Source organism: Acinetobacter sp. YH12236 (assembly GCF_013417645.1).
Taxonomy (GTDB): Bacteria; Pseudomonadota; Gammaproteobacteria; order Pseudomonadales; family Moraxellaceae; genus Acinetobacter.
Genome location: NZ_VPDM01000040.1, coordinates 1 through 23,446, shown reverse-complemented (window position 1 = coordinate 23,446; position 23,446 = coordinate 1). Strand labels below are relative to the sequence as shown.

Annotated in this window: 23 protein-coding genes; 8 read left to right on the top strand and 15 right to left on the bottom strand. The window is 41.5% G+C overall.

The genetic code is table 11. The features are described from left to right. Positions 1-148: 148 nt before the first annotated feature. The 7 genes from FTV14_RS16100 to FTV14_RS13895 all read right to left on the bottom strand — a co-directional run bounded on the left by FTV14_RS16100 (position 149) and on the right by FTV14_RS13895 (position 6,828). A complete protein-coding gene (locus FTV14_RS16100) occupies positions 149-508 on the bottom strand; it encodes a hypothetical protein (RefSeq protein ID WP_227607366.1) in 360 nt (119 codons plus the stop codon). Between the two features lie 137 nt (positions 509-645). Beyond that, positions 646-1,785 (bottom strand): rod shape-determining protein RodA, encoded by a 1,140-nt coding sequence (rodA, locus tag FTV14_RS13920; protein WP_125279132.1) that lies wholly within the window; start codon positions 1,783-1,785, stop codon positions 646-648. A gap of 100 nt (positions 1,786-1,885) precedes the next feature. Further along, on the bottom strand, positions 1,886-2,599 hold the full coding sequence (gene ispD / locus FTV14_RS13915) for a 2-C-methyl-D-erythritol 4-phosphate cytidylyltransferase (RefSeq protein ID WP_180054056.1): 714 nt from the start codon (positions 2,597-2,599) through the stop codon (positions 1,886-1,888). Further along, positions 2,568-2,957, bottom strand: coding sequence for a septum formation initiator family protein (locus FTV14_RS13910; RefSeq protein WP_004783752.1), 390 nt, complete (start codon positions 2,955-2,957; stop codon positions 2,568-2,570). The genes ispD and FTV14_RS13910 overlap by 32 nt, the downstream gene beginning before the upstream one ends. Before the next feature lie 7 nt (positions 2,958-2,964). Continuing rightward, on the bottom strand, positions 2,965-4,254 hold the full coding sequence (gene eno / locus FTV14_RS13905) for a phosphopyruvate hydratase (protein ID WP_034171067.1): 1,290 nt from the start codon (positions 4,252-4,254) through the stop codon (positions 2,965-2,967). Positions 4,255-4,298: 44 nt separating this feature from the next. Further along, on the bottom strand, positions 4,299-5,156 hold the full coding sequence (kdsA, locus tag FTV14_RS13900; RefSeq protein ID WP_004783756.1) for a 3-deoxy-8-phosphooctulonate synthase: 858 nt from the start codon (positions 5,154-5,156) through the stop codon (positions 4,299-4,301). Positions 5,157-5,187: 31 nt separating this feature from the next. After that, positions 5,188-6,828, bottom strand: coding sequence for a CTP synthase (locus tag FTV14_RS13895; RefSeq protein WP_180054055.1), 1,641 nt, complete (start codon positions 6,826-6,828; stop codon positions 5,188-5,190). A 228-nt stretch (positions 6,829-7,056) separates the two neighbouring features. Between FTV14_RS13895 and FTV14_RS13890 the strand changes: the two genes are divergently transcribed. Further along, positions 7,057-7,512 carry a hypothetical protein gene (locus FTV14_RS13890; protein ID WP_218948200.1) on the top strand — a complete coding sequence of 152 codons (456 nt, stop codon included), beginning with the start codon at positions 7,057-7,059 and terminating at the stop codon, positions 7,510-7,512. Between the two features lie 61 nt (positions 7,513-7,573). Here the strand turns inward: FTV14_RS13890 and FTV14_RS13885 are convergent, their stop codons facing one another. From FTV14_RS13885 to FTV14_RS13875, 3 genes are all read right to left on the bottom strand, one after another. After that, positions 7,574-8,680 (bottom strand): YheT family hydrolase, encoded by a 1,107-nt coding sequence (locus FTV14_RS13885; protein WP_180054053.1) that lies wholly within the window; start codon positions 8,678-8,680, stop codon positions 7,574-7,576. Between the two features lie 69 nt (positions 8,681-8,749). After that, positions 8,750-9,160, bottom strand: coding sequence for a nuclear transport factor 2 family protein (locus FTV14_RS13880; RefSeq protein ID WP_179993002.1), 411 nt, complete (start codon positions 9,158-9,160; stop codon positions 8,750-8,752). 182 nt (positions 9,161-9,342) lie between these two features. Then, on the bottom strand, positions 9,343-11,367 hold the full coding sequence (locus FTV14_RS13875) for an NADPH-dependent 2,4-dienoyl-CoA reductase (protein ID WP_179993003.1): 2,025 nt from the start codon (positions 11,365-11,367) through the stop codon (positions 9,343-9,345). Between the two features lie 166 nt (positions 11,368-11,533). Between FTV14_RS13875 and FTV14_RS13870 the strand changes: the two genes are divergently transcribed. The 4 genes from FTV14_RS13870 to FTV14_RS13855 all read left to right on the top strand — a co-directional run bounded on the left by FTV14_RS13870 (position 11,534) and on the right by FTV14_RS13855 (position 14,740). Continuing rightward, positions 11,534-12,082, top strand: coding sequence for a PadR family transcriptional regulator (locus FTV14_RS13870; protein ID WP_125279125.1), 549 nt, complete (start codon positions 11,534-11,536; stop codon positions 12,080-12,082). Positions 12,083-12,096: 14 nt separating this feature from the next. Then, positions 12,097-13,029, top strand: a complete 933-nt coding sequence (locus FTV14_RS13865; RefSeq protein WP_180054052.1) for an alpha/beta fold hydrolase — start codon at positions 12,097-12,099, stop codon at positions 13,027-13,029. 19 nt (positions 13,030-13,048) lie between these two features. Further along, complete coding sequence (locus tag FTV14_RS13860; RefSeq protein WP_159123161.1) at positions 13,049-13,753, top strand: NAD-dependent deacylase; 705 nt, start codon at positions 13,049-13,051, stop codon at positions 13,751-13,753. An 87-nt stretch (positions 13,754-13,840) separates the two neighbouring features. After that, entirely contained in the window at positions 13,841-14,740 is a 900-nt protein-coding gene (locus tag FTV14_RS13855; protein WP_166134896.1) for a LysR substrate-binding domain-containing protein, read from the top strand. Positions 14,741-15,034: 294 nt separating this feature from the next. On the opposite strand, the gene map is transcribed toward FTV14_RS13855, so the two are convergent. Next, positions 15,035-15,829, bottom strand: coding sequence for a type I methionyl aminopeptidase (gene map / locus FTV14_RS13850; RefSeq protein WP_180054051.1), 795 nt, complete (start codon positions 15,827-15,829; stop codon positions 15,035-15,037). 352 nt (positions 15,830-16,181) lie between these two features. Here map and brnQ point away from each other — a divergent pair, with 352 nt between their 5' ends. Continuing rightward, positions 16,182-17,468 (top strand): branched-chain amino acid transport system II carrier protein, encoded by a 1,287-nt coding sequence (gene brnQ / locus FTV14_RS13845; protein ID WP_159123164.1) that lies wholly within the window; start codon positions 16,182-16,184, stop codon positions 17,466-17,468. A 590-nt stretch (positions 17,469-18,058) separates the two neighbouring features. Next, a complete protein-coding gene (locus FTV14_RS13840) occupies positions 18,059-18,274 on the top strand; it encodes a hypothetical protein (RefSeq protein WP_004783783.1) in 216 nt (71 codons plus the stop codon). A gap of 102 nt (positions 18,275-18,376) precedes the next feature. Here the strand turns inward: FTV14_RS13840 and FTV14_RS13835 are convergent, their stop codons facing one another. Further along, positions 18,377-18,835: a hypothetical protein gene (locus FTV14_RS13835; protein WP_180054050.1), complete on the bottom strand. Its 459-nt coding sequence runs from the start codon at positions 18,833-18,835 to the stop codon at positions 18,377-18,379. Positions 18,836-18,951: 116 nt separating this feature from the next. Between FTV14_RS13835 and FTV14_RS13830 the strand changes: the two genes are divergently transcribed. Further along, a complete protein-coding gene (locus tag FTV14_RS13830) occupies positions 18,952-19,818 on the top strand; it encodes an alpha/beta fold hydrolase (RefSeq protein WP_180054049.1) in 867 nt (288 codons plus the stop codon). Between the two features lie 152 nt (positions 19,819-19,970). Here FTV14_RS13830 and gltS read toward each other — a convergent pair whose 3' ends face one another. The 3 genes from gltS to FTV14_RS13815 all read right to left on the bottom strand — a co-directional run bounded on the left by gltS (position 19,971) and on the right by FTV14_RS13815 (position 23,300). After that, entirely contained in the window at positions 19,971-21,194 is a 1,224-nt protein-coding gene (gene gltS / locus FTV14_RS13825) for a sodium/glutamate symporter (protein WP_180054048.1), read from the bottom strand. A 124-nt stretch (positions 21,195-21,318) separates the two neighbouring features. Then, entirely contained in the window at positions 21,319-21,540 is a 222-nt protein-coding gene (locus tag FTV14_RS13820) for a hypothetical protein (RefSeq protein WP_180054047.1), read from the bottom strand. An 80-nt stretch (positions 21,541-21,620) separates the two neighbouring features. Then, positions 21,621-23,300, bottom strand: a complete 1,680-nt coding sequence (locus FTV14_RS13815; protein ID WP_180054046.1) for an ATP-dependent endonuclease — start codon at positions 23,298-23,300, stop codon at positions 21,621-21,623. Positions 23,301-23,446 lie beyond the last annotated feature (146 nt).

The following is a 23,446-nucleotide window of genomic DNA, read 5'->3' as shown; positions in this document are numbered from 1 at the left end:
AATGGAAAAATCTAAAAGGTATGTTTTACCGAAAAAAAGAAGTAGAAACTACCCACGAGTTGTGAAAGGGAAACCACAGAAATACCCAAAAAAATGCCAGTCAATCTCTTAACTGACTGGCATTACTCATTTGAGGGCTTTTTGTTCTTTATTTCTTTTGTGAAACACAGCCTGTTTCATAGGTAGTTCCCAAATCCTGAAGGGATTGAGTAAACTGATTATCCAGTGTACTCACAAACCGGAATTCATCCTGCGCTGTCGCAAGATGCAGATTCTGTTCTGATAGATACTTTAACTGCTTTAAACCGGTTGCATATTCACAGGCTTTAGCAATCATAAGTGCAGGATGCTCACGTCGGTCTACCGATGAGTTCAACACGGCAAGTTTTAGCTCTAACTCATCATATTTTTGTTTGGTTTGCGCCTTAAATTCAGCCTGACTCAGTGGTTTGGCCCAAGCTGAAACAGATAAGCCCAAAATTCCAATGGCTATAATTAATTTATGCATTTTCCCCTCAACAATAAAAATTACATACGATTTATCTAAGTTATTGAATATTTATAGCATAAAGCTACTTTTAATAAATACGAGCAATAAAAAAGCCAGAACTGGTCCGGCTTTGAAAACTTACTTCATTGAATTTTCTACCGATGAGTATGAATTGACATCACAATACCCATCCCTGCCAACATGGAAATTACGGCTGTACCACCATAACTCATCAATGGCAAAGGGTCACCCGTTACAGGTAAAATCCCACTGACCATGCCTGAGTTTAAAAACACGAAGAAAAAGAAAGTCAGTCCGATCGCACCGGCATACAAACGGCCAAAGTTATGAAAGCTATTCATGCCAATAATCAGACAGCGAATAATAATGGCCGTAAACAGGCTGAATAGCAGAAACACCCCGATAAAACCAAATTCTTCGGCATAAGTCGACATGATGAAGTCGGTATGATGTTCAGGTAAATAACCTAGATGAGACTGCGTACCTTGTGAGTAACCTTTTCCCATAATCCCGCCCGAACCGATGGCAATTTTGGACTGGATAATGTTCCAGCCTGCGCCCAAGGCATCCGATTCTGGATCGAATAAAGTCAGAATCCGTTTCTTTTGATATTCCTGCAACAAGAACATCCACAGTAGCGGCACTGCAACGGCCAAAGCAGCAAAGGCTCCAGCAATTAGACGCCATGACATGCCACTTAAGAACAGTACAAAGATTCCAGGAATCACCAGACCGATATTTAGATCGGGTTGTAATGCCACCAGTACAAAAGGTACGCCTAAAATCACCAAGGCGCCGACAATATCTAGAAATTTTGGCGGGAAAGGTTTACGGGCAAAGTACCAGGCCATCATCAGTGGCATGGCAAACTTCATCACCTCACTCGGCTGCATACTCCCCACACCCGGCAACGTAATCCAGCGGGTTGCCCCCAGACGCTTTTCACCAATCACAAAGACCAGCAGCAGCATAAAGATACCGAACATATAAAAATATGGACTGGCAGCCTGATAGACCTTGGGTGGTACTTGGGCACAGATAAACATTACCACAAAACCCACACCAAAACTGATCGCCTGGCGAATCACCATCCCCGAATCTTCAGAGGTGGCACTGTAAACCACCATCAGACCCAAGATCGCATTTAAAATCAGGAAACAAAGCAGCCATGGATCAAGGTGCAACTTGGTCCATCGGGAGGCATTCTGGGGATTAATACTACGACCATCGCGTGCGGACTGCCGCAAAAAACGATACTGCTGTGAAGGGATCATTGGCCCACGGGTAGAAAATTCATGATGGCAAAATTATAAGTTAAAGTGCTCCGGAATAAATCGCCATTGACCGATTTATTCCATTTTTATTGCAATATATTTAGCGCTGGACAGCCAGAATCAACTTCGCCAGTTCCAGATCATCTGGATAGGTAATTTTAATATTATCGGAACGCCCCTGTACTACTTGGACGGGTTCATCTATATGTTCCAGTGCACTGGCTTCATCGGTAATGGTAGCACCATCTGCGAGTGCCTGCTGAATCGCACGCTTCAAAGTTCCAAGTTTCGCCATTTGTGGTGTTTGCGCCTGCCATAATGTCGAACGATCCACTGTCATTTCAATACCATGATCCTTTACGACACGTTTTAAGGTATCCCGTACCGGAATGGCCAGAATCGCAGCCTGATCAGTTTGAATTGCTGTATTGACCAGATCAATCAGGGAGCTTTGACTCACACAAGGACGGGCTGCATCATGCACCAAAACCCAATCCTCTTCTGAAGCAATCTCAGATAAATATTCCAAGGCATTTAGTACAGAGTTGACGCGCTCTGCACCGCCCAAGCAAAAATGTGCTTTATCCAGATGAGAAAGTGGCAGAGTCTTGGCAACATCATCCTGTGCACCAATCGCAAGGACATAACCTGCTAATGGCAATTGATTCAGACGGGAAACCGTGTGTTCAAGAACGGTCCGTTCCTGAATCATCTGGTATTGTTTAAGTTCGGTTTTGGAAAATCGGCTACCGGAACCTGCAGCTGGTAAAATGACCCACAATCTATGGTGTTGTTGGAACATCAGCTGATTCATTGGTTCTCAGGTCTACTTTATTCGGATTAAGATAAATCGGTTTATATTGAGTACTAATAGTGCTCATTTGCACAAAGGTTTCATGCGGCTTGATCAAACCTAGATCGAGACGGGCATGCTCTTCGATGGCTTCAATACCATTCTTCAAATCATAAACTTCTGCGGCCAGAACGCGATTACGTTCTTTCAGTTCTTCATTCAATTCTACTTGTTGCTGAATTTTCTGGGTCAATGCCTGATGGTCATTATAACCACCCTCACCGAACCAGTATAAATATTGAAACCCTGCGATCAAAACGATCGCAAGGCCCAACAGTACTTTACTCATCAAGGAGTCGAATACATTTAACATTGACATAAGTCGCTTAGTTCAAACCTTTGAACTCAGCTTTACCGCGATATGCAGCTTGAGTCAATTCTTCGATACGAAGTAATTGGTTATATTTCGCTACACGGTCAGAACGGCAAAGTGAACCAGTCTTGATTTGACCTGCTGCTGTACCTACTGCAAGATCTGCAATAGTAGAATCTTCAGTTTCGCCTGAACGGTGAGAGATTACAGTAGAGTAACCATTTGCTTTCGCAAGGTAGATTGCATCTAAAGTTTCAGTCAATGTACCGATCTGGTTGTACTTGATCAGGATTGAGTTACCTACTTTCTCGTTGATACCGCGTTGAAGAATCTTAGGATTCGTAACGAACAGGTCATCACCCACCAACTGGATTTTATCGCCAAGGATAGAAGTCAGGTAAGACCAGCCTTCCCAGTCAGATTCGTCCAGACCATCTTCAATCGAGATGATAGGGTATTGATTTACCAGACCTGCAAGGTAGTCAGCAAACTGGTTGCTTGTGAACGATTTGTTGCCTTCACCAGCCAGGATATATTGACCATCTTTGTAGAATTCTGAAGATGCACAGTCAAGCGCAAGCATAATATCAGAACCAGCCTTGTAACCAGTTTGCTCGATTGCAGACAGGATCACAGTAATAGCTTCTTCGTTAGAACGAAGGTTTGGCGCAAAACCACCTTCATCACCAACTGCAGTGTTCAAACCTTGTTTCTTCAAAACTGATTTTAAAGAATGGAAGATTTCAGCACCAGCACGTAACGCTTCAGAGAATGAAGTGAAACCTACAGGCTCAATCATGAATTCCTGAATATCAACAGTGTTGTCTGCGTGAGCACCACCGTTCAGGATGTTCATCATTGGAACAGGCATAGTCAAAATCTTTTGACCACGAAGATCTGCGATATATTGGTAAAGCGGCGTTTTCTTTTCTTCAGCAGCAGCACGCGCAGCAGCAAGAGATACTGCCAAAGTTGCGTTTGCACCTAATTTTTCTTTGTTTTCAGTACCGTCTAAAGCGATCATCGTATTATCGATGTCTTTTTGTTCGAATACTGATTTACCCACTAACGCATCACGAATCAGAGTGTTTACGTTGTTAACCGCAGTTTTAACACCTTTACCTAGGTAACGTGCTTTATCGCCATCACGAAGTTCTAAAGCTTCACGAGAACCAGTTGAAGCACCAGATGGTGCACATGCACGGCCAACTACGCCAGATGCCAGGATAACGTCTGCTTCGATGGTTGGGTTACCACGAGAGTCCAAAATTTCACGTGCACGAATGTCAACGATTTGGCTCATGAACAATTCCTCAGTTGATTAATAACAGGATGCTTAAAACTGCATCAATGGGTATCTAATTTTTCAAATCCTTTCACTAGAGTATCCAGCTCTTTTAATTGAGCCAGGAATGGTTCTAGTTGAGATAAACGCAAGGCACAAGGACCATCACATTTTGCCACATCCGGATTTGGATGAGCTTCCAGGAACAAACCTGCAAGACCTGTTGCCATACCGGCACGCGCCAGTGTAGTAATCTGCGCACGACGACCACCGGCAGAGTCAGCACGACCGCCTGGAGTTTGTAATGCATGTGTTACATCAAAGAATACTGGCACGTTCATTTCTTTCATGATGTCGAAGCCCAGCATGTCTACAACCAGATTGTTGTAACCAAAAGCAGAACCACGCTCACAAAGAATCAGCTTGTCATTCCCTGCTTCCAGACACTTATGCAAAATGTGGCGCATTTCGTGCGGAGCAAGGAACTGGGCTTTCTTGATGTTGATAATGGCATCAGTTTTTGCCATCGCTTCAACCAGGTCAGTCTGACGACTTAAGAATGCAGGTAGCTGGATAATGTCAGCAACTTCTGCCACAGGAGCAGCCTGATACGGCTCATGTACATCAGTGATAATTGGCACATTAAAATGTTTTTTAATGTCGGCTAACCACTCGATTCCTTTTTCCAGGCCAGGCCCACGGAATGAGTTCAGGCTTGAACGGTTGGCTTTGTCAAAACTTGCTTTAAAGACATATGGAATATCTAAACGTTTGCAGATATCAACATAAGTCTCTGCAATTTCAAAAGCCAGGTCTTTCGACTCAAGTACGTTCATGCCGCCGAATAGTACAAATGGCAAGTGGTTTGCCATTTGTATATCGCCTAAACGTACAATTTCTTGTGGTTTTAATTGTGACATTTAAACTTCCTAGTTGTGTCTTAAACTCGCATTATTTAGTTTTTTGGTACTGTTTTTTCGCAGCATCAATGAAACCGGCAAATAATGGATGTCCATCACGTGGCGAGCTGGTAAATTCCGGGTGGAATTGTACTGCAATAAACCAAGGATGTGCAGGAATTTCAACAGTTTCTACCAGGTGTTGCACTGGAGAATAACCAGAAATCTTCATGCCTTTTTCTTCCAGCACTGGGATATAACGGTTGTTCATCTCGTAACGGTGACGGTGACGTTCGATAATTTCATCCGCACCATACACTTCAGCAGTCTTGGTACCCGGTACCAGTTCAGACTTCTGTGCACCGAGACGCATAGTACCGCCAAGGTCAGAATCTACTGAACGCTGTTGAACTTCACCGCGCTCATCTAACCATTCAGTGATCAGACCAATCAATGGAGATTTGGTTGAACGGTTGAATTCTGTTGAAGTCGCATCAGTGATACCCGCCACATTACGTGCATATTCGATCACTGCAAGCTGCATACCTAAACAGATGCCCAGGAATGGAACACCGTTTTCACGTGCAAAACGAATTGCTTTCATTTTGCCTTCAGTACCACGTTCACCGAAACCACCTGGAACCAAGATTGCATCCGCATCTTTCAATACTTCATTGACATCTTGGCTTTCAAGCTCTTCAGCATTGACATAGTCGATCTGAACTTTCACGCGGTTTTGAATACCGGCATGTAAAAGTGCTTCGTTCACAGACTTATAGGCATCTGGAAGTTCAACATATTTACCAACCATTGCCACACGAACGGTGTATTCAGGGTTCAGTAAAGCTTCTACCACATTATCCCAGTCAGACAGGTCTGCTTCTGGAAGATTGTCATAGCCGAAACGTTCACAGATGAGATCATCAACGTTCTGTTCATAGAAAGTACGTGGAATCTGGTAGATCGTACGTGCATCTTTACACACGACTACTGCACGCGCTTCTACGTTAGTGAACAAGGCAATTTTACGCGTCGTATCTGCATCAACATCATGTTCAGTACGGCAGATCAAAATGTCTGGTTGAATACCAATAGACAGAAGTTCTTTTACTGAGTGTTGAGTTGGTTTAGTTTTTAATTCTGCTGCAGACTTAATGTATGGGAGTAACGTTAAGTGCATCAGCATCGTACGTTTATGACCAAGTTCAACCATTAACTGACGTACAGATTCCATGAATGGGAGAGATTCAATGTCACCTACAGTACCGCCGATCTCAACGATCGCAACGTCATAACCTTCGCCAGCGCGAAGTACACGTTCTTTGATGTTGTCAGTAATGTGTGGAATAACTTGTACAGTACCACCCAGGTAGTCACCACGGCGTTCTTTATTCAGAACATCCTGGTAAACACGGCCTGATGTAAAGTTATTCAGTTTGGTCATTTTCGCACGACGCAAGAAACGTTCGTAGTAACCCAAGTCTAAGTCTGTTTCAGCACCGTCTTCTGTAACAAAAACTTCACCGTGCTGGAATGGGCTCATAGTCCCTGGATCGACATTAATGTATGGATCCATTTTTACCATGGTCACTTTTAAACCACGGGCTTCTAAAAGTGCAGCAACAGAAGCAGCTGAAATACCTTTACCTAGTGATGAAACAACACCACCAGTCACGAAAATAAAATGGGTCATTGGGTTTCTCGTACAATCGAGCCTAAATCGGCCTGCAATGTTGCGCAATTTTACTTTACCTTGTACCAATAAAGCAAAGTCAATCCGCATCAAATCAAAGAACAATAAACAATTGACTATTCTAACAGCAATTCCTGAAAAAAATTACAGTAAGTTCATATGATTTATATATTGGATTTTGCTGCTATAATAGGAACATTCACACCCTACACTATTCTGTTTGATGCAATGATGATGAAGAAACTTTTAATCTGTACCCTGATCCTGACTGGCCTTACACTGACTGGTTGTGTAAAAAAAGAAGCTCCAAAAGAAGAAGAACAAACCGAAGTTACTCCAGCATCTGAAGTGGTTGCTTCGGAACCTGTACAACTTGAGCCTGTTGAACCATTAGAATCAACACCAGTTGAACCGGTTGAAGAAGCACCAGCAGCACCGACTGTTGAAATCCAGCGCGAACAAACTGCGAATACTACGACTGAAATTCGCCGTGAAGTTAAAAAACCGGAACCTGCTCAATCAGAGTCTGCGCCTGCAGCTGAAACAAATTCAAGCACTGAGCAGCCTGCAAAACCTGCAGCAACACCAGCCGCTCCTAAAAACAACTCATCTTCTGCAAATAAGTCTGAAGATGATGCAGTTGCAGATGCAATTGCTGCTGCTATGCCAGCACTTGAAAACTAATATAATCCTTCATCAAAAAAACCCAGCTTATGCTGGGTTTTTTATGGTTTAAAAATCTCTTTCAAGCTGCCGTTAGAGTATCGGAAAGTTGCAGTAAATAATCTGCCATCAGACGAGTGGCCCATGATTCTGTCTGCATTAAGCCCTGATAAAAGCCACAATGGCTACCTTTTTTAGTGGTGACGACCACAATATTTGGCATGGCTCGAATGACATCCTTATACGGTTCCAGATTCTGGATATGACAGACCGGGTCATCTTCCGAATTCAAAATCATCAATGGAATTTTGACATTTTCAAAGACATAAATTGGATTGGTGGCCTTGGTATAACTTTCATAATCTGAAAAGCCTGCCAGCTCATAGTAGCGCTGTTCAAATTCAGACAAGTCTTTCACCTCAAGCAATTGCTTCCATGAAGGATAAATCTGCCAGGTTTCCTGATAAGGATGGATAAAACGTTTGATCAGTTTTTTAGCCATGACTTTGCTATAAAACGGATGTACATAGGCAAAACCGGTTTCAGTGTTATAGCCTGGGCATAAAGCAAAGGCTGCTTTGAGTGGGGTTTGCTCGCCCTCTTCACCCAAGTAGCGAACCAACAGTCCTGTCCCCGCAGAGGAACCCACACCATAGAGATCGGATTGAGGAAACTTGTCCTGAATATAGAGCAACTGTTCACGCAGATCTTGGGTTGAACCAAACAAGTTCATTTTTGGCACAGGCATTGGCAGGTCAGCATGACCACGGCGCAAACACAGAGCAACACGCCAGCCTGTATATTTATGTAGGTCACGCACCAGCTCCCGCATGGATTCCGGAGAGCCGGTAATGGTATGCAATAGCACAATGGTAGGTGTACTTGGCGGTAAATCTAAACCATACCAGGCAATGCCAGTAATGCCGCCATCGGACATATTCAGCTGCTCAAGCACATCATATTGCAGCTTAATCGTGCGTTTTTTTATCAAGTCCAGATATAGAATGTGCGCATGCGCATTCGATAACCACGGTGTTGGACGATATTTCTGTTTTAAAAGTGGTAAACGTTCAATCACACCAGAAAATAAACCATTCGGATTATAATAAAGTGTTGGAAGATCTGCTCCGCTAAAGCGGTCCAGATATTCACTTGAAAGTTGACTCATTTTTTTAAGCCACATTTTCATCTGTATTCCCCTCTAGTTTTCTATCAGTGATGTACAAACTTCATGCCGACTTGAATCAATTTTAGGAAATTAAGTATTAGCCTGATAAGCCTGAATCCGCTGGCCCATTTCTATAGCTAAGGCTTCAAGTCCAGATTTTGGTCGTATCATTACTTCAAAATCAATGATCTGACCTTCATCATTGAACTGAATCATGTCGATTCCCTTAAGTTTCTTATCGCCGACATTGGCGGAGAACTCAAGTACAACATTGTTACCATCTTCACTAAGAAATTCGCGGTGATAAGTAAAGTTTTCAAAGACCTGAACCACATTGGTCAAGATAAAAAATACAACCTGTTTCCCGGGATAAGGCTGAAAAGCCACGGGTGAGCGGAATACGACATCGTCCGCGAGGAGTTCATTCAATATGGACATGTCACGTGTTTCCAACATTTCATGCCAACGCATAATTGCAGTTTGGGTTGTTTGTAGTGTCATTATTATTTCCTTTTTGTTGTAAAGTCCCTCTTTGCAAATAGGGGGATTTAGGGGGATTCTGGTGTTTCAGAATAGAATCCTCTCCCTAACCCTCTCCTTTAACAAAGGAGAGGGAACAATCAACTTTCTTTCATGACAATTTCGCATGAAAGCAAAAACTGTCATCTTTTAAGTTTTATCAATCAAATCACCGCAGCCAATTCAGCACCCTGACGGATTGCACGTTTAGCATCCAGCTCACCTGCTTCTTTCGCACCACCAATGAGATGCACGTTTTTACCGGCAGCTTTCAGTTCATCAAACATGGCAGTATAAGATTCCTGACCAGCACAGATAATGACATTATCTACGTCTAACACTGCAGGTTGATCATTTACCATCACATGCAGACCTTGATCATCAATTTTTTCATAGCTTGCACCAGCAATCATTTTGACATTACGATGCTTTAAGCCAGCACGGTGAATCCAGCCTGTGGTTTTACCCAGACTTGAACCGACAGAAGCTGCTTTACGCTGCAATAAATAAATTTCACGTTCAGGCTGTTCTACATTGGCGGTCTTGAGTCCACCGACATTTTCATAGTTAGTATCGATTCCCCATTCATCATAGAATTTTTCCGGATTGACGCTACCACTTTCGGTCCCATGACTGAGCATCTCAGCCGTATCAAAGCCAATACCCCCTGCACCAATAATCGCTACACGCTGGCCGACTGGTTTACGCTCTCTTAGTACCTCCAGATAAGACAACACTTTAGGATGATCAATTCCAGGAATATCGAGCTGACGCGGTGTCACCCCAGTGGCAACCACAATGTCATCAAATTCGGCTGAAATCAGCTGATCAAAGGTCGCGGTGCAATTTAATTTCAATTGAATACGTGGTTGCAACTCAATCTGACGTTTGAAATAACGTAAGGTTTCATAAAACTCTTCCTTACCTGGAATGGTCTTCGCGATATTAAATTGCCCACCAATCTGCGCTGAAGCTTCAAATACTGTTACATGATGACCACGACCTGCTGCATAGATGGCAAAGCTTAAACCCGCTGGTCCTGCACCAATCACTGCAATATTTTTCGCTACATTGGTTTCTTTAAAGATCAGTTCAGTTTCATAACACGCGCGTGGATTCACCAGACAGGTAGCAATTTTCATCGAGAAAATATGATCCAGACAAGCCTGATTACAACCGATACAGGTATTAATTTCATCACTACGGCCCTGTTCTGCTTTTAAGACAAACTCAGAGTCTGCCAGCATTGGACGTGCCATTGACACCATATCGGCATCGCCTGTAGCCAGGACATATTCTGCCATTTCCGGCGTATTAATACGGTTAGAGGTAATAAGAGGAATACTCACCTGACCTTTTAGCTTGCGCGTAACCCAAGTAAAGGCCGCACGTGGCACTTTGGTAGCAATGGTCGGAATACGCGCTTCATGCCAGCCAATACCGGTATTAATAATCGTCGCGCCCGCTTTCTCAATGGCTTTGGCCAGTTGGATTACTTCTTCTAGAGTTGAACCGCCTTCAACCAGATCCAGCATGGAAAGACGATAGATAATAATAAAATTCTCACCGACCATTTCACGGGTACGGCGTACAATTTCAATCGGGAAACGGATACGGTTTTCATAACTACCACCCCATTCATCATCACGATGATTGGTACGCGCTGCGATGAACTCATTGATCAGGTAACCTTCTGAACCCATGATTTCGACACCGTCATAACCGGCGTATTGAGCCAGTCTGGCACAGTTGGCAAAGTCATCAATGGTTTGCTGCACTTCAGCAGAGCTTAAAGCATGCGGTTTGACTGGATTAATCGGTGCCTGAATTGGAGACGGCGCGACATTTTCCGCCTGATAAGAGTAACGGCCGGTATGCAGGATCTGCATGGCAATTTTCCCGCCAGCCTCATGCACGGCTTGAGTAATGATTTTATGCTTTTCAGCTTCTTCAATCGTGTCGAGCTTGGAACCGCCCTGAAAAGTGACGCCATGATCATTCGGTGAGATACCACCTGTCACAATTAATGCTACGCCACCCTTGGCGCGTTCTGCATAAAAGGCAGCCATCCGATTATAACCACCTGGTGCTTCTTCTAAGCCCACATGCATAGAGCCCATCAAGACACGGTTTTTAAGCGTGGTAAAACCCAGATCCAGTGGGGCAAGTAAATTTGGATATTTAGACATTTCAACTCCCTAGCGTGCAGATGTGCTGGCTATTTTTATTCAGGCTGACTGATTTATTTCCATCAAGCATCAGCCTTATGCAACTTGTTGCACTAATTTATAGTGCAGAATTGATTTTTATGCAACATGTTGCATAATAATCCCGAGTCACTTTTTTGAGACGTTTATGTCTTTATCACATGTTTTACTCACCAGCCTGATTGAGAAACCGAGTACCGGCATTGAGCTAGCACGCCGTTTTGACCGCTCCATGGGTTTCTTCTGGAATGCCACTCATCAGCAGATCTATCGTGAATTGAATGCCATGCTGCAAAAAGGCTGGATTTCGACCATAGAAGAGGAAGATTCTCATAGCCGTAAAAAAACCTATCAGGTAGAACGACTCGGCCGGGAAGAACTGGCTAACTGGATGCTGGAGCATAGTTCTCCTGCACAGCTTCGTGAAGAATTGATGGTTCGTCTGCGTGCAGAAGCCCAGCTTGGCGGCAACAACACCTTACCTGAACTGGAACGCCATCTAGAAATACATAAAGAAAAGCTTAAAACCTATCAGCATATTTTCGCCAAAGACTTTGCTCAAGCTGACGAAAATGACCGAACCCTGTATATTCATAAAATGATTCTGCAACTGGGTATTGATCAGGAACTGGGCTGGATTGCCTGGCTGGAACAGGTTATTCCCAGACTTAAACAATTCGATGTAGAAAAATTATAAATACGGAGATATGCATGCCCTTCTATACCATAGCAGATGGCGAACAGTTATTTGTACGTGAATACGGTCAGGGTCAACCTGTACTAGTCTTATCAGGTCTGGGCATGTTGAGCTGGCAATGGGCAGCTTTTCTCTATCCACATCAGAAAAATTTCCGCTTTATCATTCCTGAATGGCGCGGTTTTGGGGCGTCTAGTCACTGCAAAATCCCGCAAGACCTGGATGCGATTTCCAGTCACTGGCTTGATGTTCAGTCGGTGATCCAGCAGCTCAATTTAGATCAATTCATTGTAATTGCTTACTCTATGGGCGCAACCACTACCATGCATGGCTTGTGCTATGGAGATTTTTCCAAACACATAGCAGCTTATTTGCATATTGATCAAACACCGAAGATTCCGGTGGATGATGCCTGGGCATTTGGACTTTTTGGTCCACGCCATCAGGAATTTATTGAAATTTTGCAGCAGCTTTCATCACTACTTGCAGAACATCAGCATATTGAATTCATTCGGGATCTGGATACTGCAGTACGTCAGCAGATTGCAGCATTATGGCTGCGCTTTATCCAGCTACAAAATGATCGTCCAGCCAGTTTGAAAGTATTTAAGTTCATCCTGAACCAACCTCGTCTGCAAAGCCTGCTCCTGCCTTCTAGCCGGGTGGATTATATGACGTGGTACATCAATAATTATTTATATCATCAGGAAGATTATCGTGAAGCTCTGGCGAAGCTTACTTGTCCGGTGACTTTCTTTAGCGGTGTGCAGTCCAAACTCTATCCTGTTGAAGGTCAGCGCCTAATTGCCCAAAGCCTGCCTCAGGCTAAACAGGTATTTTTCACGAAATCTGGCCATACCCCCTTACTGACCGAACCACTCAAATTTGCCAGGGAGCTCGATACCTTTCTAAAAGAAAATTCTCAATACAGTTCTTCAGCGGCCTAAAGATTCAGGAGAAGAAATCATGAAAAAACTGGTGGTGTTTTCAGGTGCTGGCATGAGTGCGGAAAGTGGGATCAACACCTTCCGTGATAGTGATGGGCTTTGGGAACAGTATCGTATAGAAGAAGTGGCGACACCCGAAGCTTGGGCTAAAAATCCGGAACTGGTGCAACGCTTTTATAATGCCCGACGTAAAAACATTCTGGAAGCGCAGCCAAATGCAGCTCATCAACTCATTGCCGAACTTGAAGATGATTTTGATGTCCATGTGATTACTCAAAATATTGATGATCTGCATGAACGTGCTGGAAGCTCCAAGGTCATTCATCTGCATGGCAATATCCGCCTAGCCAAAACCTCAGGCCCGAATTGTCAGTACACCACCGAGTTTTATCCGATTGAAGGGACTGAATTAGATTTAACTAAACACTTCTGTAAGGAGGGCTATCCACTACGTCCACATGTAGTCTGGTTTGGCGAAGCCGTACCTGCTTATGAAGAAGCACAAGATTGTGTACAGGATGCTGACATTTTCGTGGTTATTGGAACTAGTCTGCAAGTATATCCTGTTGCTGGCTTAATCCATGAGATTACAGCTCACTGCACAGCTTATTATATTGATCCCAAAGCAGATCAACAGCATTTACCCGCCCAGTTCCACAAGATTTCCCAGACGGCCACAGAAGGCATGAAGACCTTACTTAAATTACTTGAGTCCGAGATCTAGTCATCATTCAAAATTCGTATTCTATAGTTGACAGTATGCAACAATCATTTTTTAATCAGCCTATTGTTGCAGGAATGGAATTAAACGATGCTGACTGATCTGGATGATTTTTACTGTTTTGCGCAGGTCGTTGAACATGGCGGCTTTAGTGCAGCCGAACGTGCCACCGATATTCCCAAATCCAAGCTCAGCCGCCGTGTTTATAATCTGGAAGAACGCCTTGGTGTCCGCCTGATTCAGCGTAGTTCTCGCCATTTTGCAGTCACTGATATTGGCATGAATATCTATCGACATGCACAAGTGATGCTCAGTGCAGCACAGGCCGCCCATGATCTGGTGGATCATCTCAGTACTGAACCGCGTGGTACCATTAAAATCAGCCTGCCCGTCTCCATTGCCCAGAATGAAATGGCAAAAATCCTGCCGGATTTCCTGAAAAAATATCCTGAAATTAAAGTCCAGATGATGATCACCAATCGACGTGTGGACATTATTAATGAAGGTTTTGATCTGGCCTTACGGGTACGGACCAGCCTGGATGATGATCCGAATCTGGTAATTCGTCAGTTTGAAAAAATTGAACAGCATCTGTTTGCCAGTCAGGGCTATTTAAATGAATTTGGCGATCTTAAAACACCTGAACAGCTCTCTGAACATAAAATTTTAAGCATGGCTGAGGAACATACTGAACAGTTCCTGATATTGCAGAATGAGCAGCAGCAACAGAAGAAAATCCGGATCAACCCGACCGTAATGGGATCAGACCTGAATATGCTGGCACAACTGGCAGCTTCAGGCTGTGGTATTACCTTATTGCCCGATAATGTCGTGCAGCAATATATAGAACGGGGCGAACTGGTTCGGGTACTTTCAGACTGGAAAACGGCACATGGAATTTTCCATCTGGTTTATCCTTCCCGTCGTGGTCTGTTACCAGCTGTAAGAGTATTTATTGATTATCTGGTTGAGCATCTGCATCTTGTATAAATAGACATATTTCCGGCAAAAAAAATAGCTCATTCTTGGGGAAAAATGAGCTAATAAAAACGATTCACTACAGCATGAAGTGAACGAAAGGAAACTACTACCGCCAAGCCAAATCTAATATACAGCAATCAGACATCTAACAAAGCAAATATCAACTAACTATAAATAGATTAAGAGAATTTGGCTGGTTAAACCACTTCTTCATGTAGTATTTTGTAGGCTTTTGTCATTAATAACACGTATGCTGTAATTTATGTAAGCTACTGTATTTCAATGCATAACATGAAAAATAATTTAAATTTCCGGATATTCGCCAGTGCCTTCTGGCCACGGCGATAACAGTTCAAAACCTGTTTCAGTCACGACTACCATGTGTTCCCATTGAGCCGACCAGGATTTATCTGCAGTCACGACTGTCCAGCCGTCCTTCAACTCTTTAACACGCGCTTTACCCATGTTGACCATAGGTTCAATGGTAAAGACCATACCGGGTACCAGTTTGATGCCCTGACCTGGTTGTCCGTAATGCAGAATGTTTGGCTGTTCGTGATAAATTTTACCAATCCCATGACCACAATATTCACGCACGATGGTATAGCCTTCACGCTGTGCAACAGACTGGATTGCATAACCAATATCGCCTAGGGTTGCACACGGTTTAACGGCATGAATCCCGGCAACCATGGCCTCATAAGTGGTTTCGACCAGACGTTTGGCTTCAGGAGTTGGTGTACCGACATAATACATTCGACTGGTATCGCCAAAATAACCGTCTTTAATGATCGCAACGTCAATATTAATAATATCGCCATCTTGCAAGACCGTATTCGGAGATGGAATACCATGACAAACCACTTCATTCGGTGAAATACAGGTGGTTTTGGTATAACCATAATAGCCAATATTGGCAGGCGTCACTTTTAGCGTATTGACGATAAAATCATGACAGATGTCATCCAGATATTCAGTCGTGACACCCGGCTTGACATGCTCCCCGATCATTTCCAAAACCTGTGCAGCCAAACGCCCAGATATACGTAATTTTTCGATATCTTGTTCGGTTTTCAGAGTAATCGCTGGAGCTCGCATGGATCTATCCTCAAGGTGAATCAGGAAATTATAGTCCTTTTTCAGACAAGATGCGCATTTGTTCGCTCTGCATGACAATTCTTAAAACTTGCTCTAGAGAATCTCAATGCTGCTTATTTATACAAACAATAAGCTTAAAATGATGAAATGGAGCCTAAATGATTTATTTATTTAAAAATAAATTATATTTTTTTCAACTGAATATCAAAGATATATTTCTACCAAGCTTTTAAAGTTCATATTATCCGATCATCAAGATCAGTAAAATCAAGGCTTTCGGCATTAAATTAAACTCCAAAAATCATCATATATACACTAAAATCGCTTTCTTTTATTTATTTGTTCTCCCTCTATGACAAGTCTCCGTACAAGAGATATTGTGGCCTTAGGTTTTATGACCTTTGCACTGTTTATTGGTGCAGGCAACATTATCTTTCCACCGATTGTGGCTCAACAAGCCGGTGAGCATGTATGGTTAGCTGCCCTAGGTTTCTTGATTACGGCAGTTGGCCTACCTGTCATCACCATCGTGGCATTGTCACGTGTTGAAGGTTCAATTCAGATCTTAAGTTCTCCTTTAGGTAAAGCTGCCAGTCTTTTACTGACTGTCGTGTGTTATCTGACGGTTGGGCCTTTATTCGCGACACCACGTACCGCAACCGTTTCTTATGAAATCGGCTTCTCTTCATACTTTGGCAATGCACCTAGCAACCTGCTGATCTATAGTGTGATCTATTTTGCTGTAGTGACTCTGGTTTCCCTTTATCCAAATAAGATTCTGGATACAGTTGGATACTTCCTGTCTCCAGTAAAAATTATCGCATTGATTATTTTAGGCGGTGCTGCAGTATTGATTCCTGCCGGCAAACCACCTGCTGCAGTGGGTAACTATGTAACAAGTCCGGTCACTGAAGGCATCGTTAATGGTTATCTGACCATGGATACCTTAGGTGCATTGGTCTTTGGTATTGTGATTGTGCGTGCGATTACTTCTCGTGGCGTAACGGATCGCAAGCTGATTACCAAATATGCAGTCAATGCAGCGATTATTTCTGGTATCGGTTTGACGCTGGTGTATCTCAGCCTGTTTAAACTAGGCTTAGGTAGTCATGATGTTGCCCCTAATGCTGCCAATGGTGCGATTATTCTGCATGCCTATGTACAACATGCTTTTGGTGATATGGGTGCTTATTTCCTTGCCACCATGATCTTTGTTGCCTGCATGGTGACTGCGATTGGCTTAACCTGTGCATGTGCTGAATACTTCTCCTCTATTACCAAACTGCCTTATAAAGCCTTTGTCTTTGTACTGGTCGGCTTCTCGCTGGTGATTTCAAATCTTGGTTTGACCAAACTGATTGCCGTGTCTGTGCCTGTATTGAGCGCGATTTATCCGCCTGCGATTGCAGTGATCCTGCTAAGCTTCTGCGGTCATTTCTTTAAAAAGCCTGCTCAAGTTGTTGCACCGACTACACTGGTTGCATTTATTTTCGGTGTTTTTGATGGCCTTAAAGTTGCTGGCCTTGAATTACCCGAATTGCTACAGAACTTACCGCTTTCTGAACAAAATATGGCATGGCTGATCCCATCTCTTATTGTTCTTGTCATTGCCGCTGTGATTGACCGCATCAGAAATTAATCTTTCTAAGAGGTCATAAAAATCGTATTTTTACCCAAAATCCGGTTTTAGCGTGATCAATATCTGTCAGGTTTTACCAAAACCGGCATTTATTGTTTACCTCCTCTAATCATGATCACAGCCAGATTGTATTTTAAAAAGCTTTATAGACTTTTATCAATTATTTTAATTAGCTTCTTTCTTACTTCCATTTTCATTCTTTAGCAGAAGATCAATACAACTCTCTATTTTACTGTTTTTTAAACATATTGTTTCCTGATTAAACCAACTCACCTTCATCATCCTACATAGACTTACATTCTCTGGATTATCTCTACAAATCTTTGGCGTAGAATTTGCTTTTCTCTAGTAGCAATGATTGGTCACTTGCACACTTCAGTCGAAATGCCTTCGCTGAAATGTTAACGGTGATGATTCAGATGCAATCATTGATTAGTGCAGTAATACGACTAAAGGAGGCCTTTTTTAACTGTTAAAGTTCACTTAAATAGTTGCAAAGGTTGAAATTAAGAAGTACAACTGTATATTCAATTCAGACTAAATCAATAAGATTTACTCTTCAATAATACAAATAAACGGGAGGGATGGAGATGTTATCAGTACATTTCAAAAAGCAAGTCTTCATTGACGCTCTTAAGGCAAATACCAATCTGGTGACTTTCTTGAGCACCACGGTTGCGCTTATGCTGACCTTGATTGTGCATTGTTTAATTCAAGGCAATTTAAAATTTGAGTACGTCGGTTATGCCTTGATTGTGTCGGCAGCCTTTTTCTTATGGGCTGTGATTGACCAGAAATACCGATAATTTATTAATGAATTTATACCCCAGTGGATGATCTGGCCAGTCATCCATCTGGCAGAAAAGAATTGAGCAAAAGGCTCAAAAAATAAAATCAACCATTAAAAATTAAAATAATCCGATCGCCGTCCCATAAAGAAGCACGCCCGTCCCTCCCAATTCTGCAATAATCAAACCGACCATTGCCAAAGTCATAAGCACGCCCGGCAACTGAAATTTACCCAGTTGATGCGGTCGCTTAAACTGATTGGTCGTATCTTTCAAAAACCCATGCAAGATATACGCACCAATCGAGAAACTGAAAAAGAGAACATTGATCAATACACAGACCAAATTAATCTGCGAAGATAGTGCTGAATAATAAGCCAATACCGCCAGAATCAATGTCGCAGGGGCATAAAGCAGACTGCTGCGATGCGCAATATCCACATAATAATGCGCCCGTGAATTGACAGACTGGCGGATTTGCCAATATTTCCATACCCCGGTTAACATCCCCATCCATAAGAATATTCCACTAAAAATAATCGCGATCTTTACTGCCAGATCAAGTTCGATTCCCTGCATATTTTCATTCCGTTTTTATCATCGTACTGACTTTTTAGTCATTGTTTTAACAAGTTTCTTTGAAGAAGTCAGGTAAATTTAAGCATTCATTCTGATTCAAAAATATAGTGTAGCCCATGTCTGAATTCGAAACATTGACTCTAAAGTGCCAGGATGGCTATCAATTAAGTACACGTTTTTATCCAGCTACTGATGCTGAATGCAAGAAATCTCCTATATTAATCTGCCCTGCGACTGGCATTACCAAACAGTTTTATCATAGTTTTAGCTGCTGGCTGCAAGCTCAGGGTTATGCAGTGCTGGTATTTGATTTTCGAGGTATTGGGGAATCTTTAAAAGGTTCGGTTAAGCAGTCTAAAGCCAGTATTGTGCAATGGGGACAACTGGACATTCCGGCTGCAATTGATGCGCTATTAGCTAAAACTCAGGCAGCAAAGGTCATCTTACTCGGTCATAGTGCTGGTGGACAGCTTCTGGGTATTGTCCCAAACTATGCCAAAGTGGAAAAAGTCGTGGCAATTGCCGGATCGACTGGTCATGTTAAAGGTTTAAGGGGTCGCACTAAATTACTAGCGCCAGTGATGTTCAATATCATTTTTCCATTGGCACGTATCACCAAAGGCTATGGCCCAACCCAAGCCATTGGAATGGGTGAAAACCTGCCAAAAGATGTGGCACGTGAATGGGCAGAATTTTGTAGTAGACCGGGTTATGTCATCAATGCGATTGGTAAAAAGATCGCACCAGCACATGACTATCATGCCCAGATCACCTGCCCGATTACATCAATCTGGGCTTCGGATGATGAAATCGCCACTCAAGCGAATGTCAAAGACTTGCTGCGCTTATATCCAAAAGCAGCCACAGAAATGATTGAGCTAAAACCCCAAGAATATGGTCATAAAGGGATTGGTCACATGCTGATGTTCAAGAAATCTCATCAAAACTTATGGCCAGTGATTGAGCAACAGTTATCTGCCTAAAGATGATTTAAATGGCTATTGATAGGTTAATGTGCTTTAATACGCTCAGTATGAGATGAGCCTCTTACAGTATGTGCCCTAGATGTGCATACGACTAGCCCCTAACCATGGGGCTTTTTCATGTCTATATGATTTTAAAGTCGTATTAAAATTTAACCGAAAAATACAATGATGCTCTGAATCACCACAGCATTCACAATATCAATAAAAAATGCACCACACAGCGGTACGATCAAAAATGCTTTATGTGATGGACCATAACTATTGGTGACCGCCTGAATATTGGCAATCGCAGTTGGAGTTGCTCCCATACCAAAACCACAATGCCCTGCTACCAGTACGGCTGCATCGTAATTTTTTCCCATGATTCTAAAGGTCACAATTGCGGTAAATAAAATCAGTACCGCTGTCTGCGCAAACAAAATGGTAATGAGCGGGCCTGCCAAATCGGCCAGCAACCAGAGTTGCAGTGACAGTAAAGCCATAGATAAATACAGGGACAATGACGCGTTGCCAAATACATCAATGGCACGGTCGAAAATATCAACTTTCAGTATATGCTCCAGAAAGTTACGTACAATCACCCCTGTCCCTAAGGCCCAGACAAAGGTTGGCAGTTCAAACCATCTTCCCTGACTGATTTCTGTCATCTGATTGGCGACAAAAATACATAAGGCAAACATCCCCAAAGTTGATACCGCATTACTGGCTGTGATCAGTCGGGTCTTCTTTGGATATTCAAAGGGTGCGGTGTTGATGCTAGTGTCAAGTTGTTGTTCATTGGTCTCTTGCGCTACTGTTTCCGCCAATTGATTGCGTTTAATCAGGAATTTGGCAACCGGACCACCTACCAGTCCACCAATAATCAAACCAAATGTAGCACTAGCCATACCAAGTACAATCGCCCCCTGGATTCCATATTGAGTTTCAAGCACTTCACCCCAAGCACCGGCAGTACCATGACCCCCTGTTAAGGTAACAGAACCAACAATCAGACCAATCAATGGATCAAGCCCAAGTGCTGTAGCTAAGCTCATACCCACCGCATTTTGTACAACTACGAATAGAATGACACAGACCAGAAAGATCAGCAGTGATTTCCCGCCTTCTTTGAGCTTGGTAAAGTCTGCACTTAAACCCACAGAGGTAAAGAACATCAGCATCAGAATGGTTTGGATTTCTGAGTCAAATGTGGCACTGATATTAAAAAATTTATAGAGAATAAAAGCTGTAATTGCTGCGATTAGGCCGCCGATCACGGGTTCAGGTAAGTTATAGTTTCTAAAGAAGCCAATTTTACTAACAAGATACCGCCCAATAAAAAGAAAAAATACCGCAATCACCAAGGTGCCAAAGGCATCGATTTCATAATTCATAATATTCCCTATTGGCTTTATTTTCATACAGTTTTAGGAAAACAGTATGAAAAATCAATTTTAGAAATGTTATGCAAGTTATTGTTTCTAGTAATTGTTTACTTTATGACCCAAACGAGTATCATTAATGCGATGGAATATCATAGACCCAGTTTTTCGCTTGCTGATCTGTAATCGTTTCACAGACATAGTAATCATGATCCCAAGCATCTTGATGGAAGATTACCTTTTTATGGTAAGTTACCTGTTTACCATTTTCGACACAGATAAAACTGTCGCCTTGGTTTTTGACTTGAGTTCCGTTATGGAAACCACCAATACAGAGGAATCGGGATTGTTTAGGCATTTATAAATCAACCTTTTAAAATAATAAAATTTAACGCTATATTCCTCCTCATATAAAAGATAATCACTTAAATAAAAAGATTATTTAATAAAATAGTTTTCAATCTGCGCAACCAATACATTAATAAGTTCTACATTATGTGGATAAATATTTTCATAAATACCCTCTTTCTCGACTTTTTCAGCGATACTTTTTTTCATATCATCTAAATCAATTAGAGTAATATTTTTACCTAAATTATTTAGTACTTCTGTTAAGGAATCGCTCCATTTATTTCTTTTTTTAGTGAAATCAGTAGAGCTAATATCTATACCAAATTTTCGATAAATAATATCTTTATAAAAATCTAACTTTATTAAGTTTTCAATTTCTGACTCTATTAACCCCTTAGCGATTAGATGACAGTAAGATTTTTGGTCTAACTCTTTTGACTCCAAATGTTTTGTTACCTGAAATTTAGCTTCTCTATCACTATCAAGAATAACAAAACATGAGCAAAGTTGATCCTCAAATAATTTCAAATAATAAGATAGCTTAGATGCTCCATCTAATGAAAATATGGTTAAGTCTCCATCTTTAATCATCTTATAAATTCTAGGACTCTTTTCATGTAGTAATTTACTGATTATTTTTTTGTCACTTTCACCCTCAACTAATATGATTTTATTTGCATTCATCAAATTATCTGAAGTCCTAACTCCTAAACACTCTCTGATTTCCTTTATTTTTCTAACCACTTTTACCTTATTGCTCGAAACTAAAATATTATTTGTTATTCTTTCTTTATGAACAAAAATAGGATTATGAGTTGATATAATTAACTGATTATCTAACGACAATTCTTCTAATGCATATTTTAAAGTATGCATAGCTGACGGATGCAAATGAGATTCTGGTTCTTCAATTGCGATAATAGAAGCGCCATTATGAATTTTTTGTCTATCTTTCAGCATACCAACAGCTGCTAAACTTTTTACCCCGTCTCCTTTAAATTTAATATCAGTTTTATTCCCATCATCAATTTCAATATGATAATCAGATCTTAATCTACTTCTGCGTTCGTATACTGATATACCTAAGCTGACTTCTTTAATATTAGGCAAAAATTTTTGCAATGAAGTTTCGATCGTTTGCGAAAGCCTGTTTAAAACAGGTTCTTGTAAACTAAGAATTACCTCAAAAGCTTCTCTATAAGCTTTTTCATTTTCTAATTTAGAAAGCTCTTCGACTATCATCTCATTTATTGCTGATATGGCAGCCTGCTCTGTTCTAACTGCTGGTATATAAGTAAACTGTATCCTTTCAGCAATATATTTGGATATATTTTCAGATTTTTTTGTTAATGCTGTACTTCCCCGTTTAGGAACAATAAATTTTGGCTCATTTTTATTGTCAAAAATGATTTCTATACATAGATCACCATTACTACTACTTTTTATTTCTCTTTTAAACTCTAATTGTTCTGCATCATCAAGTAAAAAATAAAGTCTAAACACAGTTTCTTTTTTGATTCGAGCTTTATTTTGAAGAGATATTGGAAAATCACGTTCCCAATCATATCTATTTTCTCTTCCTATAAAAATTCTAGATTGCCCACGGCTATGTCTTCGCAGCGCATCCATCGCCATTTTCAAACCTAATAATACTGTTGTTTTACCCTCATTATTACGTCCTACTAATACTGAATAAGCATTTAAATTAATTTCGCTAGCATCTGTAATACTTCTAAAATTTTTTATAGAAAATTTTGTTAGTTTCATAAAAAAAGCCCCACCTAAGTGGTAATGCCAGTCAGTTAAGCAAATATTAGTAAAATGTAGTAAAAATGAGTGTATGTAAATACGCTCATTTTTTTATGACTTTATCTGAAAATTTAGATTGCACCCTTCAACATTCTTTACCTTCA

What these genes read in the sequence shown, in the direction of transcription:
- FTV14_RS16100 (WP_227607366.1), bottom strand. Translation starts at nt 508, where the DNA reads ATGCATAAATTAATTATAGCCATTGGAATTTTGGGCTTATCTGTTTCA.
- rodA (WP_125279132.1), bottom strand. Translation starts at nt 1,785, where the DNA reads ATGATCCCTTCACAGCAGTATCGTTTTTTGCGGCAGTCCGCACGCGAT.
- ispD (WP_180054056.1), bottom strand. Translation starts at nt 2,599, where the DNA reads ATGAATCAGCTGATGTTCCAACAACACCATAGATTGTGGGTCATTTTA.
- FTV14_RS13910 (WP_004783752.1), bottom strand. Translation starts at nt 2,957, where the DNA reads ATGTCAATGTTAAATGTATTCGACTCCTTGATGAGTAAAGTACTGTTG.
- eno (WP_034171067.1), bottom strand. Translation starts at nt 4,254, where the DNA reads ATGAGCCAAATCGTTGACATTCGTGCACGTGAAATTTTGGACTCTCGT.
- kdsA (WP_004783756.1), bottom strand. Translation starts at nt 5,156, where the DNA reads ATGTCACAATTAAAACCACAAGAAATTGTACGTTTAGGCGATATACAA.
- FTV14_RS13895 (WP_180054055.1), bottom strand. Translation starts at nt 6,828, where the DNA reads ATGACCCATTTTATTTTCGTGACTGGTGGTGTTGTTTCATCACTAGGT.
- FTV14_RS13890 (WP_218948200.1), top strand. Translation starts at nt 7,057, where the DNA reads ATGATGATGAAGAAACTTTTAATCTGTACCCTGATCCTGACTGGCCTT.
- FTV14_RS13885 (WP_180054053.1), bottom strand. Translation starts at nt 8,680, where the DNA reads ATGAAAATGTGGCTTAAAAAAATGAGTCAACTTTCAAGTGAATATCTG.
- FTV14_RS13880 (WP_179993002.1), bottom strand. Translation starts at nt 9,160, where the DNA reads ATGACACTACAAACAACCCAAACTGCAATTATGCGTTGGCATGAAATG.
- FTV14_RS13875 (WP_179993003.1), bottom strand. Translation starts at nt 11,367, where the DNA reads ATGTCTAAATATCCAAATTTACTTGCCCCACTGGATCTGGGTTTTACC.
- FTV14_RS13870 (WP_125279125.1), top strand. Translation starts at nt 11,534, where the DNA reads ATGTCTTTATCACATGTTTTACTCACCAGCCTGATTGAGAAACCGAGT.
- FTV14_RS13865 (WP_180054052.1), top strand. Translation starts at nt 12,097, where the DNA reads ATGCCCTTCTATACCATAGCAGATGGCGAACAGTTATTTGTACGTGAA.
- FTV14_RS13860 (WP_159123161.1), top strand. Translation starts at nt 13,049, where the DNA reads ATGAAAAAACTGGTGGTGTTTTCAGGTGCTGGCATGAGTGCGGAAAGT.
- FTV14_RS13855 (WP_166134896.1), top strand. Translation starts at nt 13,841, where the DNA reads ATGCTGACTGATCTGGATGATTTTTACTGTTTTGCGCAGGTCGTTGAA.
- map (WP_180054051.1), bottom strand. Translation starts at nt 15,829, where the DNA reads ATGCGAGCTCCAGCGATTACTCTGAAAACCGAACAAGATATCGAAAAA.
- brnQ (WP_159123164.1), top strand. Translation starts at nt 16,182, where the DNA reads ATGACAAGTCTCCGTACAAGAGATATTGTGGCCTTAGGTTTTATGACC.
- FTV14_RS13840 (WP_004783783.1), top strand. Translation starts at nt 18,059, where the DNA reads ATGTTATCAGTACATTTCAAAAAGCAAGTCTTCATTGACGCTCTTAAG.
- FTV14_RS13835 (WP_180054050.1), bottom strand. Translation starts at nt 18,835, where the DNA reads ATGCAGGGAATCGAACTTGATCTGGCAGTAAAGATCGCGATTATTTTT.
- FTV14_RS13830 (WP_180054049.1), top strand. Translation starts at nt 18,952, where the DNA reads ATGTCTGAATTCGAAACATTGACTCTAAAGTGCCAGGATGGCTATCAA.
- gltS (WP_180054048.1), bottom strand. Translation starts at nt 21,194, where the DNA reads ATGAATTATGAAATCGATGCCTTTGGCACCTTGGTGATTGCGGTATTT.
- FTV14_RS13820 (WP_180054047.1), bottom strand. Translation starts at nt 21,540, where the DNA reads ATGCCTAAACAATCCCGATTCCTCTGTATTGGTGGTTTCCATAACGGA.
- FTV14_RS13815 (WP_180054046.1), bottom strand. Translation starts at nt 23,300, where the DNA reads ATGAAACTAACAAAATTTTCTATAAAAAATTTTAGAAGTATTACAGAT.